Source organism: Mucilaginibacter sp. P2_A5, from assembly GCF_056404995.1.
In genome coordinates this window covers 1-16,184 of sequence record NZ_JBFUCY010000059.1, presented here as the reverse complement: position 1 = coordinate 16,184, position 16,184 = coordinate 1, and the positions used below count along the sequence as shown (strand labels likewise).

The following is a 16,184-nucleotide window of genomic DNA, read 5'->3' as shown; positions in this document are numbered from 1 at the left end:
TGCTGCTGCTGTGCCTGCTGTTGTTGCTGACGCTGCTGTGCCGCCTGTTGCTGGCGTTGCTGCTGCTGTGCCTGCTGTTGTTGCTGACGCTCCTGTGCTGCCTGTTGCTGGCGTTGTTGCTGCTGGGCCTGCTGTTGTTGCTGACGCTCCTGTGCTGCCTGTTGCTGGCGTTGTTGCTGCTGGGCCTGCTGTTGTTGCTGACGCTCCTGTGCCGCCTGTTGCTGGCGTTGCTGCTGCTGTGCCTGCTGTTGTTGCTGACGCTCCTGCGCTGCCTGTTGCTGGCGTTGCTGTTGCTGTGCCTGCTGTTGTTGCTGACGCTCCTGCGCTGCCTGCTGCTGACGTTGTTGCTGCTGAGCCTGTGGTTGACGCTCCTGTGCTGCCTGTTGCTGGCGTTGTTGCTGCTGGGCCTGCTGTTGTTGCTGACGCTCCTGTGCCGCTTGCTGCTGGCGTTGCTGCTGCTGAGCCTGTGGCTGACGCTCCTGCACTGCCCGCTGCTGGCGTTGTTGCTGTTTAGCTTGTTGCCCGCGTTGCTGAGCTGCCTCCTGCTGGCGTTGCTGCTGTTGTGTCTGCTGCTGCTTAGCTTGTTGTTCTCGTTGCTGAACAGCCTGGTCACGTTGCTGAACGGCTTGGTTTTGCTGTTGTGTACGTTGCTGCCTTGCCTGTTCGGCCGCCTGCTGTTTATTTTGCTGGTCGTTTGGCCTTCCATTTGGTTGTTGTGCGGGCCTGTTGTTTGGTTGTTGGCCTGGTTGTGCAGCAGGGCGGCTGTTGTTAACCCTAACAAACTTGGCATCGTTGCTTTTTGCAACCTGCGCCAACCGTGCCGCATTATTGCGGTTTATGGTAGCCTGTCCGCCCGCCCGGTTAGCTATGCCCTGGTTAGGGTTTGCCTTGCGGTATTCGGCCGCATTTACAACCCTTGCCGGCCTGGCATCAGGCGCTTTTTTTATTTGGGGCCTATAAATGTTTACGGTATTATTTACAATCCGGCCGCCGCCATTTGGCCTGCTATCGTTACCCACCCTGTAAACCGGTACATTATTATTACGCGTAACGCGCCTTATTTCGGTAACCCTTGGACCGGTTACATAAGTGCGGTTATTATATACGTAGGTATTGTTGATAACCGTGGTACGGTTTATAATATTTACTACCCGGGTATGAGGCACGTAGTAATTATAAATATTGGGGCTGTTAATGTAGTTTTGCGGCGCGCATACCCAATAATAATCGGGCACCCTGTAGCCGCTGCCAAAGGAAATACTGATACTGATACCCGGCCTTAGCGGCGCCCAGCCGTAATAACCGCCACCCCTGCGCCAGCTTACCCATGCCGGTGCCCATTCATGGCCCGGAATCCATTCCCAGCCGTAATAATCATCATAACGCCAGCGTCCGTAGTGAAATGTTGCCCAGCCCCATGGATAATCAGATACCCAGGTGTTTCCATAATCAGTTACTACCCAATGACCGCGTGTTGCATAGGGCCTGAAACCATCCTCGGCATCGGGTACCCATACGTTACCGTATTCCGGGTCATCAACCCAGGTGCCGTAAGGTTCAAGATCGTCATAAAACTCCTGGTCAGATACATAACCTCCCTCCTGGGCCTTGCTTATATTCGGTGCGGCAAGCATTATCAAAAATGCTATTAAGCTTATACCGCATATTCTATTAATATATTTCATTTTTATCGGGTTTGATAGTCAATTTATAATTGATGTATATGTGTATGACAATGCAGAATATAAAACGTTTAAATTAAAAATTGTTTTAACAGGTTTGCTGTTAGCTATGACGTGTTAGGGGCTACACAAACATTTCGGTTGAACGCCGGTCAAAGACCCGCCCGGCGAGGCTAAGGCCACCCCTCACTGCACCTGCGGTGGAAAGTCATTTCTTGATTGCTAATTCGCTTTTAATCAACAAATTGTTATTTACAGCCTCCAAACCCCTCTTTCTGGCGAAGCCGAAGAGAGGTGGCGGCCATAGCCCAGCCGGGTGAGTCTTCGCCGCCATGCGATATACGTTATTTCCCCTTCTTCCCCTTCATAGTTTCGCAAATTTTATACCTCTACATGTCCGCCCGCCAGCAAACAACTTTTTATCAACACTTTGCAAATGCTATGTTAAAAATTAAATAGTTTTACCTTTTAATACCATTACGCTACAACTATGAGCACAGTAAACATTCCACGACTTGATCTTAACGATTATATAAACGGCACTGCTGCCGACCGCAAGCAATTTTCGGACAATATTGGTGCGGCCTTTAACCAAACAGGCTTTGTTACCATCACCAATCACGGCTTAAGCAAACAATTGATAGATGACCTTTATACCCAGGTTAAGACCCTTTTTGCGCTGCCCGATGAGATAAAACAAAAGTACGAGATTCCCGGCCTGGCCGGCCAGCGTGGCTATACCGGCAAGGGTAAGGAAACCGCCAAAGGCTTCAAGACTCCCGACCTGAAGGAGTTTTGGCAGATAGGCCAGACCGTAACCGATGGCGACCCGATAAAAGATATTTACCCCGATAACGTAGCTGTTGATGAGCTGCCCTCATTTAACGTTACCACCCTGGAGGTGTATAAAAAGCTGGAAGATGCCGGCAAGCACCTGCTGCAGGCTATTGCGGTGTATTTAAACCTGCCCGAAAATTATTTTGACGATAAGGTGCACAACGGCAACTCGATATTGCGTACCCTGCATTATTTCCCGATTACTGATCCCGATTCTGTTCCTGACGACGCGGTACGTGCCGGGGCACATGAGGATATTAACCTGATTACGCTTTTAATAGGCGCCAGCGCCGATGGCCTTGAACTGCTTACCCGCGAAGGTACCTGGTTCCCGGTTAAGGCACATGGCGAGGATTTGGTGGTAAATGTAGGCGATATGCTGCAACGCCTAACCAATAACAAATTGAAATCGACCACGCATAGGGTAGTAAACCCGCCGCGCGAACTGATGAAGTTCTCCCGTTTTTCGGTACCCTTCTTCCTGCACCCAAAATCGGGTATGGATTTAACAAGCCTGGAATCGTGCATTGATGCCGATCACCCTAAATTATACACTGACATTACCGCCGGGGAGTACCTGGACGAGCGATTGAGAGAAATTGGGTTGAAGATGTAATATGAAAGCCCTTTCCTGGTTGGAGAGGGCTTATACTTAAAAGATGAAAGAGCCCAATCTTCCCATAGAAATCAAAATAAACAAAACTAAATCGTTATTTATTATTTTAGGATCACTTTCCTTTGTCCTGGGATCAATATGGATCTATTCCATTGCCGATACTCAAACAAATTGGCCCCCTTTGGTTTTGAAGGTAGTTTCAATAATGGGTTTAATGTTTTTTGGACTATGCATAATAATGGGCGTTAAAAAGCTGATTGCTAAATACCCAGGGTTAATAATCGACGACCATGGCATCCTCGATGCTTCGGGTTTCGGCAAGCCGCAATTCATCCCATGGGAAAACGTAACCAGCTTTAGGCTGATTGAAATTGAGCGTACCAAACTGATACTGGTTTTCATAAACAATGCCGAAGATGTAATAAGTAGACAAAGCCAGTGGAAACAAAAGTTGATGCGAATGAGCCAAAGCCAATATGGGACACCCATTTCCATCAGCTGCGTAACGCTAAAAATTGATTCAGGCAAACTGTTGCAGCTATTGTTAGAAAGGCAATCTGCTGTTAAGGCTTTTACTTCGCCAGCATAGCCTTTCCGCCAACGTTCCCTTCAATCCCCTGCCTTCTTTTATACAAAACAAAAACTCCGGTTGCCAACAGGCCAATTGCGCCTTCAATAAAAACGGCTTGTCTTGGGCCAAGTTCATTGGCCAGCCAGCCCACCATCAGGCTGCCTACCGGGATCATTCCCTGGTAGGCCATTACATAGTAGCTGATAGCCCTGGCACGCATGGCAGGTATGGCATGTGTTTGGATGTAAGTGTTAATGGCCGATGTTTGTGCCATCATCCCCAAACCGGTAAAACTCATAAATATGAGCGCAAAGGGCAATTTGCCGGCATAAGCCACCATCAGCACGCTTGTGCCAAAAATAAGGCCGGCTACTATAATTATCCTGACCAGGTTTTTATCTGTTTTTAAATTGGCCAGGTAAACAGCGCTGATAACCGACCCAATGCCGGCGGCGCTCTCAAACCAGCTAAACGTTTTAGCATCGCCGTTAAAAATGTCTTTAGCAAAAATAGGCATCAGGGTATTAAAGGGTATCACAAACAGGCTGCTTACGGTAAGCATCAATATCAGGCTGCTCAGGTCGCGGTCGCCGGATACGTATTTGAAACCATCCTGCAACTCCTGCCAGATGCCTTTTTGTGGTTTGCCAATTACCGCGGTGTTCAGCTTCATCATAAACAAACAGGCCAGCACCGGTATATAACTTAAAAAGTTGCCGAAGAAACAAACATCTTCGCCAAAGGTGCTTAAAATGATACCCGCTACGGCCGGCCCCGCTATACGGGCAAAATTGGTCATGGTGGAGTTTAAGGCGATGGCGTTGGGCAAGTCGGCCTTATTGTCAACCATCTCAACCATGATAGACTGGCGGCAGGTAATATCAAAGGCATTAATAATACCCTGCACCAGGCTTAGGCCGATGATGGCTGGGATATTATAAAACTTAAACAATATTAAAAACGCCAGCGCGCCCGCCTGCAACATGGATACTACCTGCGTAATAACCAATATGCGATAGCGGTTATGCCTATCTACAATACTACCCGCATAAGGCGCTAATATTAATGATGGGATAAGGCTTACAAAACTAACTATCCCGAGCAATAATGCCGACCCGGTGAGCCGGTAAACCAGCCAGCTAACGGCTGTTTTTTGCATCCAGGTGCCAATAAGAGAAATAGACTGGCCGTAAAAAAACAACTTGAAATTACGGTACTTTAAGGAGCGGAAAATATTCATTTATTCAATCATAAAACCAAGCAAGTTCAGGTGAGATCTTAATGTAAGACTATTGAAATTGTTTCTGATGCAAATATCGGCCTTAATGATATATTTGTAAAATAGATTGTTTTAATGAATTTGATAGATAAAACCGATTGATTATGGAGATGAGGCAATTGCAATATTTTGTTAAAGCGGCCGAGACGATGAATTTCACCGAGGCTGCCGCCGCTGTATTTATCACCCAAAGCACATTATCGCAACAAATAAAGCAGCTGGAAGATGAGTTGGGTATGCTGCTGTTTGACAGGATTGGCCGCCATGTACGCATTACCGAAGCCGGCCATATATTTTTAACCCACGCCAGCAAAATATTAAACGAGGTACAAAAAGGTAAACAGGCCATTACCGAACTCAATAACGCCGCCACCGGCGAACTTAACCTGGGCGTTTCGTACGCGTTTACCTCGTTGCTGCTGCCGGCCCTGGCCCCATTCTCCAATAAATATCCCGGCATCAAAATATTTATAACCTACGGCAGCCCTGAAGAGCTGGAAAAGAAGCTGCGGCTGGCCGAGCTGGATATGATCCTGGCATTCCACAACCAATCCGACGATGAAGACCTGGAGATGCAGGTGCTTTTTAGCAGCAGTATTGTGATGGTGGTTGCCAAAAACAACCCGCTGGCCAAACTGGAACAAATAAGCCTAGAAGAACTGGCCCGGCAGGAACTGATATTGCCCGGCAAAGGTTTTAGCTCGCGCGACTTTATCAACGCCCTGTTTTATAAAAACAAGATAGTACCCAATATCAGGATCGAGCTGAACGATGTGCACTCGCTGCTATCGCTGATACAGGATGGCCACTGGGCAACCGTACTTAACGAAAAAGCTTTAATAGGCTGGCATAAAGTGGCCGCAGTACCCATCATCGCCAAAGGCATCAAAAGGCAATCATACATCCTGTGGCAAAAAGGCGTTTACCGCAAAAAGGCCGCCATATTATTTATTGAGCAATTGGTGGAGGTTATGGGGAATGAGTAATGATTTGCGCGGCCATATTTGCAGCCTATTTCTATAAATCAGGTAGCGAAATGGAGGGTTTATAAGGGCGTTGTTAGGGTAGCCTCTACGAGGCAAACATGGGGAGGACTTTTTTCTACAAACAGGTTGCACCTACGGCGCATGCACACCACTTTATAAGTAACTCACCTTACGTAGGAAAAAGCTTAAATTTAAGGAATATATACTTTTCCCGCGGTCTATGTCCCTACAGGCTACTAATCCAAATGCATTTCCGGCGCATCGGACGGAATTAGGAGTAACCGCCGCGAAGAAGATGCCTGTGAGGATACAAGCATAGGATGGGGCAGCTTACTGCCAAATATTTTTAGTATAATTGATAAAACAAGCCTAACGCCCCAAATGACACAGCTCGTCACGAAAAACCCGCGCGTTACCATAATTTATGGCCTTATATTAAGTGCTGTTTTATTTCTGTGCTTTTCGGTAGGGTCAAAAGTTTTTTCAATTTTAGCTGGGCCTGGCCTGTCGTTAGATACCAGGTTTGTTATATCCCGCTTATTTTTTTGGCTGTGTTTTGTAATTATCTTAGTATATGTTAGCAAAGCCGAGCGGCAGCGCCTCCTTTTGTGGGACGATGAACGCTATTCGGTTGGCTATTACCTTTTATCGGTAATTGTAATTTTACTAATCATCGTATTTGGTTCGGCCATTATTGGCCTCACACTAAAACGGCTCGACCTGTTAAAATTCAGCGCAGCTATTACCTTGATGCGAAACATGAGCACGCCGGTAAAATTACTGGGAATCATTACGGCAGGGGTTTTGGAAGAATTGATATTCAGGGGCTATATGATACCCCGGTTAAAACTGTTTTTTAAAAGCGGACACTGGCCGGTAATTATATCGTCGGCAATATTTGCGTTGGGTCATTGGGGTTATGGTACTTTAATAAATATATTGGTGCCTTTATTTATAGGGTTGATTTTTGGCTATCATTATTACAAATACCGCAACATTAAAATACTTATTATTTGCCATTTGCTGATAGATTTGAACGCGATGTTTATAACAAGCCTTATCAAACATTAGCATAGAACGCTAAGCAATCCTGGATCCCGCCTTAAAAAATTCGTGCAATTCGAATAAATTCGTTCCTGTTCGTGTGCCTACTTTTTCATCTCTTCCCTTATCGCGCGCAGAAATTCATTTACATGCTGCGATCCTATGATGTATACCATGCCATCCCTATCGGTTAAATGCACCGCGTCGTTACCGGCGGCGTAAAAACGTATGGTACCCTTGGTGTGCAGGTTATACACCGGGTTATTAAACAGGTAGCGACTGTACAGGCCTTTTTCGGCCTTTACAATGCTGTTAAGATCAATTTTTACCACGCGGGCAGTCCACAAACCGGCCAGCCGGATGCTCTTGTTTTCCACTGTTGTACTGTAGTGGAGTAAAAAGCCCATAATGATGGAGATGATGATAATGGCAAAACCAACCAGCACCAGCAGGTTGCCGTTATGTTCGCTTTCGTCGGTAAAAAAGTATGCGGCAAAGCAAAACATGGCCAAAACAAGGCGTATGGTAATGGGGATAAATTCCCTGCCCAGGTATTGCTTTTCTACAAATACAGCTTTCTCGTTCATGATAGTTTGTACAATTCGAAGATAGTAACTTTTTTAGTGTTATTGTTTACTTTATACCTTTCATCCAACCGGTAACCGCCCACCCAAATAATATCGCCGTTGCCGTTCACCAACAGCGGGACTTCTTTTTTTTGATGTAGCGATAACTTTTGGTTGATAAAATAATCGCTCAGTTTTTTACGGCCTTTCATCCCCATGGGGATAAAATAGTCTCCCTCCTGCCAGGTGCGTACTGTTAAAGGGTACACCAGCAAACCGGCATCAACTGTTGTAGCCATAGGGTTATCCTTCACAATCAGCGGGCTGTCGTCACGCAATAAATTCAGCTTGTATGCGCCAAAATAAATCTCGTGCACGTTTACAGGTATGGTTACTGCTTCCGGCCCTTCGGCCTGTTTTTGTTTGATGATCAACCTGTCGCGGTCAAGCACCAGCAAAAACTCAGCAGATTCAAATATTCTGCCCGGATGCTTATCCAAAACCGACAGCACATCATCAACGGCAGTTTCGTTAAATCCGTATTCCTGTAATAACTTAAACAGCAGCAAACGGGCAGGATTTAATTTTTTAACGTCGGCAACCAGCAAAAAGGTTTCATCAGCGTTCTGGCGCACAATCGTTTTCTGCAGCCCCGCTACCTCGTTTGCCAATAGGAGTTCCAGATCGCGAAAATGTTTCAGGTTATTTTCAAACGTTTTTTCGAGTGATGGGTTAAGCTCCTTTAACCGGGGTATCACCTCAAGCCTTATCTTATTACGGGCGTACTTTGCCGATGCGTTTGAGCTGTCTTCAACAAAATCCAGTTTATCATCGCTTACTATTTTATTTATTTCATCGCGTGTTAAAAACAACAACGGGCGTACCAGCGCGCCGTTTTTGGGCAATATGCCATGCAAGCCGGCAATGCCGGTACCCCGGGTAAGGTTTAACAATATAGTTTCGATAGTATCGTTTTGGTGGTGTGCCAGCGCAATGGCCTGATAGTGGTGCTGCCGGCTTAAGGTATCAAACCATTGGTAGCGCAAATCGCGGGCAGCCATCTGGATAGATATTTTGTTGGCGGCTGCATAAGCCGTGGTATCAAAATTGATGGTATGAAATGGCACCCGTAGTTTAAGCGCCAGGTTTTGGCAAAACTCCTGGTCGCGCAGGGCTTCATCGCCGCGTAACTGGAAATTACAGTGGGCAATGCCGAAATTTATGCCGGAGGCCTTTAACAGGTGGCTCATTAAAACAGAATCGGTACCACCGCTTACAGCAGCCAAAACCTTAGTGCCGGGCGCAAACAGGGCATTTTGTTCAATAAAATTAACAAACCGGGCAACTGGTAGCATTCATCAAAATTATTAATTTAATAACCCCAACAAAAAACTAATTTTGCCCCAGTGAGAAAATACGTTTTAAGCTTTTTGTTATTGATGATGGCGGCTACGGTTATGGGCCAAAAAAAATCAATTGTAAACCTGATACAATCGGAAAGCAGCACGGGCACAAAGATAAATGGCCGCGATGTTATTAAGGTTTATAAAGGGGTTTTTAAACAGGATTATTCCATCCTAAAATCAGATAGCGCCTATTTTTATCCGCAGGATAATGCCTTTGATGCTTTTAGTAATGTTAACATAAACCAGGGCGATACGCTCAACATCTTCGCAGATAAGTTAAACTATAATGGTAATACCAAACTGGCCATCCTTACCGACAATGTTAAGATGGTTGATAAAGACGCTACCCTTACCACCAATTATTTAACGTACAATACCGCAACCCGCATTGGTACGTACACCAATGGCGGTAAGCTGATTAATAAGGATAATGTGCTTACCAGCAAAAACGGGTATTATTTTGCACTCTCGCGCGATTCGTACTTTAGGTATGATGTGGTTTTAACTACAGTTGATGCCATTATTAAAACCGATACGATGAAGTACAACACGGGTAGCCGTATTGCTTATTTTTATGGCCCTACCAATATTTACGGTAAAAAAGACAAAGACACCCTGTATACCGAAAACGGCCTGTATAATACCGTTACCGAGCAGGCTTTTTTCGGCAAAAAAAACCACTATAAGCAAGGCACCAAATCATTAAAAGGTGATAGCTTGTTTTATGATAAGTTAAAAGGATATGGCCGTGCGGTTAAAAACATCACTTTTACCGATAGGGAACAAAAAATAACCATGAAGGGCGATTTGGCCACTTATTTCAGGGCCGATGAACGCACTATTGTTACTCAAAATGCCTACATGATATTGGTTACCGAGCAAAAGGATACCACCAAAACCGATTCGGTACCGCCGCCCGCGCCTGTAGCCAAAAACAAAACCAAAGCAATGAAAGCCCCGCCGAATACCATGAAAATAACCAACATGGAAAACCTGGCCGGCAATATTAAGCCCAATGGTTTGGTTTCAAAAAGAGATTCGGCCCGGTTGGATTCCGCCGTACGTAAAATGGCTGTGCCTAATAAGACAGTTACGCCAGACCAGCTAAAAAACGTTAGCGACCTGGTAAACATAGCAGGGCAAATAAAACCCAACCTCACAAAAAGAGATTCGGCTAAAGCAGATTCGGCGATAAAGAAAATCTCTGCGCAAGCCAAAAACATTAACCCCGGCGATGCCAAAAAACAGATGAATAACCTGGCGCAGGTAGCGGCAGCCATAAAACCCGGCAGCAAACCCGGCAAAAGCTTGCCGGCGCCTAAGGATACCACAAAAGCGGCTAAGGTAAAGGTAGATTCGGTTTACATGACTGCCGATACGCTGGAAACCCAGATATTGACCTACAAAAACCAGAAGCTATACCAGGAAAAACAACGCCTGGCTTACGCCTACGTTAGGGATACATCGGCCGCCGCAAGAAAACAGATCATTGAAAACAAAAAAACCGAAAAAAAACTGGTTGCAAGAGGGCTATCTATCCCCAGGGATACAACTTACCGGCACCGTGATTTTTTTGGCCATCCTAAAATAAAGGTGGATTCGGCGCAGATAAAAAAAGATAAGCTATCGGCCATTCGCAAAGCAAGGCAGGACAGCGTGCGCCGGGAAGAGTTAAAAAAAGACCCCGTATTTGCCCAGCGTGAGGTTAATTTGAAGGATACCGCCCGGGTAAGGATGGTGATAGCCCACCATCATGCCAAGCTGTTTAAATCGGATTTACAGGGCAAGGCCGATTCGATTTTTTACAGTAATGCCGACTCAACCATCCGTTGTTACGTACAGCCCATGTTTTGGACGCAAGGCTCGCAGCTATCAGGCGATACCATTTACGTGCAGATGCGGAACAAGAAGATGGATAATATGGAACTGTTCCCTTCGGCCTTTGTGGTGAATTTGGAGAAGGACGATTCGTTGCATTTTAACCAAATGGGCGGCAAAAAAATGCGCGGCTTCTTTAAAAACGATAAAATGGATAAGTTGTATACCGTTGGCAATGCCGAAAGTATTTACTTTAAGCGGGATAGCGCTACCAATGTGGTTGAGGGGATAGAACGATCATTAAGCAGCCGCATGGTGATATCATTTAAAAACAGTAAGGTTGCCAATATACGCCTACTTATTAAGCCCGAAAACAAGTACCTGCCACTGAAAAAGGTGGTTGATGATGATAAGATATTGAAAGGCTTTATCTGGAAACCCAAGGATAGGCCGGTATCAAAAGAATCCATCATTCCATCGCGCCGTAAAACGCCGGCGAAGACGGCCGGGAATAAGGCTAATGTAAAAAGCAAGCCGGCTAATGTAAAAGGCGCGGCTTCGCTTAAAGGTGCGCCTACGGATAGTTTGAAAAAGCAATTGACAACCGGGAAGGATAGCTTGCTAAAGACGGATACCTCCAGGGTTAAGGGCATTAAAGCAGGTAAGGACAGCATTAAAATCCCTGCGGTAGTAAAACCTGTTGCGCCGGTTAAGGATACGGTTAAAACTCCCGCAGCGAATTAGTTTAACGTTGGTTCGACGATAAAGCTATAAGAGCCTGTTTAAAAATGGAGGGGTAAATTTGCTAATTGCCGAAAAGCGGATAAAAGGGCCATACTGAAAAGGTGGCTTGGCCAATTAGCCTGTAAATGCTGCCGAAGATCCGGCTTCAAACTCATCTAAAAATGAGGGTATAATAGTTACCGGTGTAAGTAAGCCTTTTGGGCTGAATGTTAACATTATAAAAGCAAGTTAACAAAAACGCCCCGATGTTTAGCGGGGCGTTTTATATTATTTTATCAGGTGTTTAAGCTGGATGATCTCGCTTTCTTCCAAATGGCGGTAGCGGCCGCGGGGAAGATCCTTTTTGGTGAGATTGGCATAAACCACCCTGTCAAGCTTTACAACTTCGTAACCAAGGCTTTCAAAAATTCGGCGCACCACGCGGTTTTTACCGCTGTGAATCTGGATGCCTACCTCGCGTTTTGATGCACCGGCAACATACGATACCGAATCGGGTTTTATCAAACCATCTTCCAGCTCAATACCATAAGTGATCTTATTCAAATCGCCTTGTGATAAAGCTTTACTTAATTCAACCTGGTATAGTTTACTGATGTTGCTGCGTGGGTGCGATAGTTTATCGGCAAGGTCGCCATCGTTGGTCATTAATAATAACCCGGTGGTGTTCCTGTCTAAACGGCCAATTGGGTAAATGCGCTCTTTGGTTGCTTTTTCAACCAGGTGCATTACAGTACGGCGTTCCTGGGGATCTTCGGTTGTGGTAATATAATCCTTTGGCTTATTTAATAACACATAAACCATTTTTTCGCGACGCAGGGTTTCGCCGTTATATTTGATCTCATCCTTACGGGGATCAATTTTGGCACCCAGTTCGTCAACAACCACTCCATTTACAGATACCACACCTGCAATGATCAGTTCGTCGGCCTTACGGCGAGAACAGATGCCTGCATTTGATATATAACGGTTAAGGCGGATAAGGCCATCATCCTTAGTTTTGGTTTCGGCTGGTTTTTTACGGCCGCGCATGGTCCTTTCGGGCGCGCTGGTATCTTTGGTTATCTTATCGTAAGTAGGCTTACGTTGTGGCTTGTCCGCATTGTAAGCCGGTTTATCTTTCGAAAAACTGCCTTCGCGTTTCTTAAATCCGCCTTCGGGCCTTTCGCCAAATTTTTTGTCTGTTGATCTTTCTGCACCTGCGCCAAAACTTCTTTTTGGCTTATCGCCAAAATCGGTGCTGGAGGTACGAGTGCGTGGAGAGGAGTATGGTTTCTTTTCGCCGGCACTGCTTCCGCCAAAGTTCCTTTTGGGTCTTTCTTCACCTTCGCCCGAAGTTGGACGGCCGGAGTAAGGCTTTCTTTCGCCGCTGGCCGATGAGCCTGCACCGAATGTTCTTTTTGGCCTGTCTTCAAAATCGCCGCCTGTTGGCCTGCCAGAGTACGGCTTGCTGCGTGGCGAAAAGCTTTTTTTATCGCTAGGTGATGCACTATCCCTGAAATTGCTTTTAGGTTTGTCATCTCCGGTAGTTGGCCTGCCAGAGTATGGCTTTGATCTTCCTGATGATTTTTTATCGCCAGATGATGCACTGTCCCTAAAATTGCTTTTGGGCTTATCGTCACTGAACCTGTTGCTTTGGAATGGTTTATCCGGTCTGGATAGTTTTTTCTTTTCTCCGTCCGGAGTGGCTTTACCTTTTGCGGTTGCCGGTCTTTTTGGCTTATCGTCGCCTCTTGAACTTCTGCCAGTTGATTTTCCTGGCCTGTCATCGCGACTACCTGTTGGTCTCTTAAATACCATATTTTTTTGTTTAGCGCTTTCGCAGCGTGAGGGTCAAAGTTACGCTTTTTTGGCATACTTTAATTAAAAAAATCAAAAAAATATCGGCAAACAAAATCACGGTTTAAACGGTTTTAAACACGGTTTTTGAACCGAAAACCCATGCTAAAAAAGTTGGCAAAATGCTAAGTATTTGATTATGTGATTCGTATGACTTACCTTTGCAGCACATTTTACCTAATGTATAGTTAATGATAAAAAAAGAAATGATTAAAAAACACTTACTTACGTGCTCCGTAATCCTGGTGCTGGCCCTCATTTCAAAGCTTAATATTTACAGCACAACAATTGCTGAAACGGTTGCAAAACCGGCCAAATTAAGCCATCGGACCTCGAAATTTATTTTTATTAAAAGCACTGCGGCTGCCTATAATTTTGCCGACGAAGCTTTACCTGTTAACGATGCCAGAGTTACAAGAAAACTCAACAAATCGCTCAGCCAACATTCTTTTAAAAGTGTTCAGTCAACCTTGCTGCACCGCAAGGCCGAAATTCTGTTCCCTATTATTGAGCCGATTTTAAAGTTTTATGGCATCCCTGATGATTTTAAGTACATTCCACTGGTTGAATCGGGCCTTAAAAGCGGCACTTCTTCCAAAGGGGCATCGGGCTTATGGCAGTTTATGGCCGGTACCGCGCGTACTTATGGCCTTAAGGTGGGGCACGGTGTTGATGAACGTCAAAATGTACGTAAGTCAACCATCGCGGCCTGCAAGTATATTAAAGAACTATACGGTGAGTTTAACAGCTGGACGCTGGCTGCCGCTGCTTACAACAATGGCTCTATTAAAATGGAACGAGCTATTAATAAGCAAAACGAGGATAATTATTTTCGCTTAAGCCTGAACCGCGAAACCGGTTCATACATCTACAAGCTTATTGCCATGAAAGCAATTATCGAACAGCCAAAGAGGTTTGGGTATAAGGATTATATTGTTATCCCCCCCACAACACAACTGTTAGCCTTTAATTAAGTCAATTAGTGAATTGGCGGGTTAGTGAATTAGTGATTGAATTAATCTTTTAGCTAAATCAATAGGTTAGCCCCTCAATAATTAAATTTTACGGAGCACTTTAAAGCCGATCTTCCCGGGTGGAGGATCGGCTTTTTTTGTGGTCATTTAACTAACTACAGGGTTATCTTTTTAAAGTAGAGCGAGTTATGGTCAACTGTGCCCGTACCCGGAAGTATTTTTGCCATAAAACCGCTTGCCCCGTTATCGGTTACACCAAAATCATCGTCATTTGATATCACCAGGATGTTGCCGGGTAATAAAGTTATACCTTCACATTTATCATGCGGGTAAACGGTTGGGAGATCTTTTAAAAGATCAAGTACAACTGTTTTTTTAACCGGGGTAATTCCTGCAGTAGTTAAACCGGCAATGTCTTTTAACTCTTCAACGGTTTTACCGCCGTATAGCTTGCCGGTTTCGCCGTTTGCAGCATCAGAAACATCGGTGGCATTTGCCAGGTCAACTTTAAATATCTTTTTAAAAGTTGCGGGGTTGGTTGGCGCGCCGCCATAATTACCGTCGCGTTCAATGGTTAAAAATGTGGTGGCATTTACAGCCAGTATTTCGCTGCAACCTGTGAGTGATGCATTTTCCATTAAATAGATGTACTGTTTGGTTGCACCGGTAGCAATATCAAAAGTTAAAATGCGCAATACCAATGAATTGCTTACGGCTGCCTTTGTTGGATTATACATTGGCGATTGCATAATGCCTACCAGTGTTTTACCATCTGGTGTAATTGTAAGGCCCTCCATCCCGCGATTGGCTTTGCGTTTAGCAAACACAAACGGTATTTTACGCCCGCCCGTACCCGTACCGAATGGATTTATGCGTTCTATTGTTCGCCCGGTTGCATCAAAATGTACAATGTGGGGGCCATATTCGTCGCTAATCCAGAAAGAACCGTCAGATGCCAGAGCCAGTCCTTCAGAGTCAATACCATCTGCGCTTGGGCTAAGCTGCGTGCCGGAAAGATCATAAGGAACCTCTCCGGTGGCACCCATTCCAGCCGGGTTTGGCAGGCCGTTAAGTTTAGCCCCGGCTGCATTTTTTAATTCAATAGTTTGTTCCAATACCAGCTTATTATCCTTTAATCTGAATTTGCCTATTTGAGGATCGAAATCGGGTTTACCAATAATGATAGAATTGGCAATTGTACCGGCAACGTTCGGCCCCCGATCGGTAAGTAAATAAAATACCGATGGGTCCTTTGGGTCGGCAGCAACAGCGGAGCCAAAACCGCCGTTATAAACTTTCACACCAGTAGCTGTCGTCATCAGCAATGCCGGGTTTGTGGCTTCAGCCATGTCGGGGTAGGTGATGGTGGTTGTAGACTTGTCTTTTTTACAAGCCTGGAAGCCTAATGTGGCAGCCATACAAACAAAGGGGAGTAATTTTCTCATCAGATAAAAGGTTAGTTATTAATTCTGCAAATAAACCCCAGTGTTGTAAACATATGATTAACTTAAAAACAACTTGAAACAACAGCGTAAGTTAGCGCTGTTGTTTTTACGTCAAATAACGTTTCGTGCCGACAGGGCAAACGCATTAAAATTTCAGTAGCATAAGTAAATATTTAAGATCCCATGCGGCAATGTTCTTTTTTCTTCGGATACTGATGTTCTTCGTTTGATCATTTTTAAGTATATTTAAAGCTACCTTATTGATCAGGGAAAAGTTTTGGGCTGCGTGTTTGTTCCTTTTTCTGTCGGCATCTTCGTGAAAGACAACGTCAAGCGTCCAATGCAGCTTGTTTTCTATCGCCCAATGTCGCCGGATATTT

General features: G+C 45.1%; 13 protein-coding genes. 6 read left to right on the top strand and 7 right to left on the bottom strand.

What is annotated here, in order from left to right; genetic code table 11:
* Positions 1-1,685 (bottom strand): DUF6600 domain-containing protein (locus AC1DXF_RS29020; protein WP_477452182.1); only part of this gene is annotated, 1,685 nt, incomplete at its 3' end.
* A gap of 487 nt (positions 1,686-2,172) precedes the next feature.
* Here AC1DXF_RS29020 and AC1DXF_RS29015 point away from each other — a divergent pair.
* Positions 2,173-3,135, top strand: coding sequence for an isopenicillin N synthase family dioxygenase (locus tag AC1DXF_RS29015; protein WP_477452181.1), 963 nt, complete (start codon positions 2,173-2,175; stop codon positions 3,133-3,135).
* Positions 3,136-3,178: 43 nt separating this feature from the next.
* Positions 3,179-3,724 (top strand): STM3941 family protein, encoded by a 546-nt coding sequence (locus tag AC1DXF_RS29010; RefSeq protein WP_477452180.1) that lies wholly within the window; start codon positions 3,179-3,181, stop codon positions 3,722-3,724.
* On the opposite strand, the gene AC1DXF_RS29005 is transcribed toward AC1DXF_RS29010, so the two are convergent.
* Positions 3,708-4,946 carry an MFS transporter gene (locus AC1DXF_RS29005; protein WP_477452179.1) on the bottom strand — a complete coding sequence of 413 codons (1,239 nt, stop codon included), beginning with the start codon at positions 4,944-4,946 and terminating at the stop codon, positions 3,708-3,710. The two genes, AC1DXF_RS29010 and AC1DXF_RS29005, sit on opposite strands and share 17 nt — an antisense overlap.
* A gap of 143 nt (positions 4,947-5,089) precedes the next feature.
* Here AC1DXF_RS29005 and AC1DXF_RS29000 point away from each other — a divergent pair, with 143 nt between their 5' ends.
* The gene (locus AC1DXF_RS29000) at positions 5,090-5,971 is read left to right on the top strand and encodes a LysR substrate-binding domain-containing protein (protein ID WP_477452178.1); all 882 of its coding nucleotides are present in this window, start codon (positions 5,090-5,092) and stop codon (positions 5,969-5,971) included.
* Positions 5,972-6,352: 381 nt separating this feature from the next.
* The gene (locus AC1DXF_RS28995) at positions 6,353-7,042 is read left to right on the top strand and encodes a CPBP family intramembrane glutamic endopeptidase (RefSeq protein ID WP_477452177.1); all 690 of its coding nucleotides are present in this window, start codon (positions 6,353-6,355) and stop codon (positions 7,040-7,042) included.
* A 77-nt stretch (positions 7,043-7,119) separates the two neighbouring features.
* Here the strand turns inward: AC1DXF_RS28995 and AC1DXF_RS28990 are convergent, their stop codons facing one another.
* Together AC1DXF_RS28990 and tilS are read right to left on the bottom strand one after the other, a co-directional pair.
* Positions 7,120-7,602, bottom strand: coding sequence for a hypothetical protein (locus tag AC1DXF_RS28990; RefSeq protein WP_477452176.1), 483 nt, complete (start codon positions 7,600-7,602; stop codon positions 7,120-7,122).
* Positions 7,599-8,936, bottom strand: coding sequence for a tRNA lysidine(34) synthetase TilS (tilS, locus tag AC1DXF_RS28985; protein WP_477452175.1), 1,338 nt, complete (start codon positions 8,934-8,936; stop codon positions 7,599-7,601). The genes AC1DXF_RS28990 and tilS overlap by 4 nt, the downstream gene beginning before the upstream one ends.
* Before the next feature lie 51 nt (positions 8,937-8,987).
* Here tilS and AC1DXF_RS28980 point away from each other — a divergent pair, with 51 nt between their 5' ends.
* Positions 8,988-11,549: an OstA-like protein gene (locus tag AC1DXF_RS28980; protein WP_477452174.1), complete on the top strand. Its 2,562-nt coding sequence runs from the start codon at positions 8,988-8,990 to the stop codon at positions 11,547-11,549.
* A gap of 267 nt (positions 11,550-11,816) precedes the next feature.
* Here AC1DXF_RS28980 and AC1DXF_RS28975 read toward each other — a convergent pair whose 3' ends face one another.
* Positions 11,817-13,346: a pseudouridine synthase gene (locus AC1DXF_RS28975; protein WP_477452173.1), complete on the bottom strand. Its 1,530-nt coding sequence runs from the start codon at positions 13,344-13,346 to the stop codon at positions 11,817-11,819.
* Between the two features lie 230 nt (positions 13,347-13,576).
* On the opposite strand from AC1DXF_RS28975, the gene AC1DXF_RS28970 reads away from it, so the two are divergent.
* Positions 13,577-14,359 (top strand): lytic transglycosylase domain-containing protein, encoded by a 783-nt coding sequence (locus AC1DXF_RS28970; RefSeq protein ID WP_477452172.1) that lies wholly within the window; start codon positions 13,577-13,579, stop codon positions 14,357-14,359.
* A gap of 155 nt (positions 14,360-14,514) precedes the next feature.
* Here the strand turns inward: AC1DXF_RS28970 and AC1DXF_RS28965 are convergent, their stop codons facing one another.
* A complete protein-coding gene (locus AC1DXF_RS28965; protein WP_477452171.1) occupies positions 14,515-15,804 on the bottom strand; it encodes an esterase-like activity of phytase family protein in 1,290 nt (429 codons plus the stop codon).
* A 145-nt stretch (positions 15,805-15,949) separates the two neighbouring features.
* A partial coding sequence (locus AC1DXF_RS28960; RefSeq protein WP_477449266.1) for a transposase occupies positions 15,950-16,184 on the bottom strand: 235 nt, incomplete at its 5' end.

Excerpts from the sequence above, each read along its gene's own strand:
- AC1DXF_RS29015 (WP_477452181.1), top strand. The coding sequence starts at position 2,173 with ATGAGCACAGTAAACATTCCACGACTTGATCTTAACGATTATATAAAC.
- AC1DXF_RS29010 (WP_477452180.1), top strand. The coding sequence starts at position 3,179 with ATGAAAGAGCCCAATCTTCCCATAGAAATCAAAATAAACAAAACTAAA.
- AC1DXF_RS29005 (WP_477452179.1), bottom strand. The coding sequence starts at position 4,946 with ATGAATATTTTCCGCTCCTTAAAGTACCGTAATTTCAAGTTGTTTTTT.
- AC1DXF_RS29000 (WP_477452178.1), top strand. The coding sequence starts at position 5,090 with ATGGAGATGAGGCAATTGCAATATTTTGTTAAAGCGGCCGAGACGATG.
- AC1DXF_RS28995 (WP_477452177.1), top strand. The coding sequence starts at position 6,353 with ATGACACAGCTCGTCACGAAAAACCCGCGCGTTACCATAATTTATGGC.
- AC1DXF_RS28990 (WP_477452176.1), bottom strand. The coding sequence starts at position 7,602 with ATGAACGAGAAAGCTGTATTTGTAGAAAAGCAATACCTGGGCAGGGAA.
- tilS (WP_477452175.1), bottom strand. The coding sequence starts at position 8,936 with ATGCTACCAGTTGCCCGGTTTGTTAATTTTATTGAACAAAATGCCCTG.
- AC1DXF_RS28975 (WP_477452173.1), bottom strand. The coding sequence starts at position 13,346 with ATGGTATTTAAGAGACCAACAGGTAGTCGCGATGACAGGCCAGGAAAA.
- AC1DXF_RS28970 (WP_477452172.1), top strand. The coding sequence starts at position 13,577 with ATGATAAAAAAAGAAATGATTAAAAAACACTTACTTACGTGCTCCGTA.
- AC1DXF_RS28965 (WP_477452171.1), bottom strand. The coding sequence starts at position 15,804 with ATGAGAAAATTACTCCCCTTTGTTTGTATGGCTGCCACATTAGGCTTC.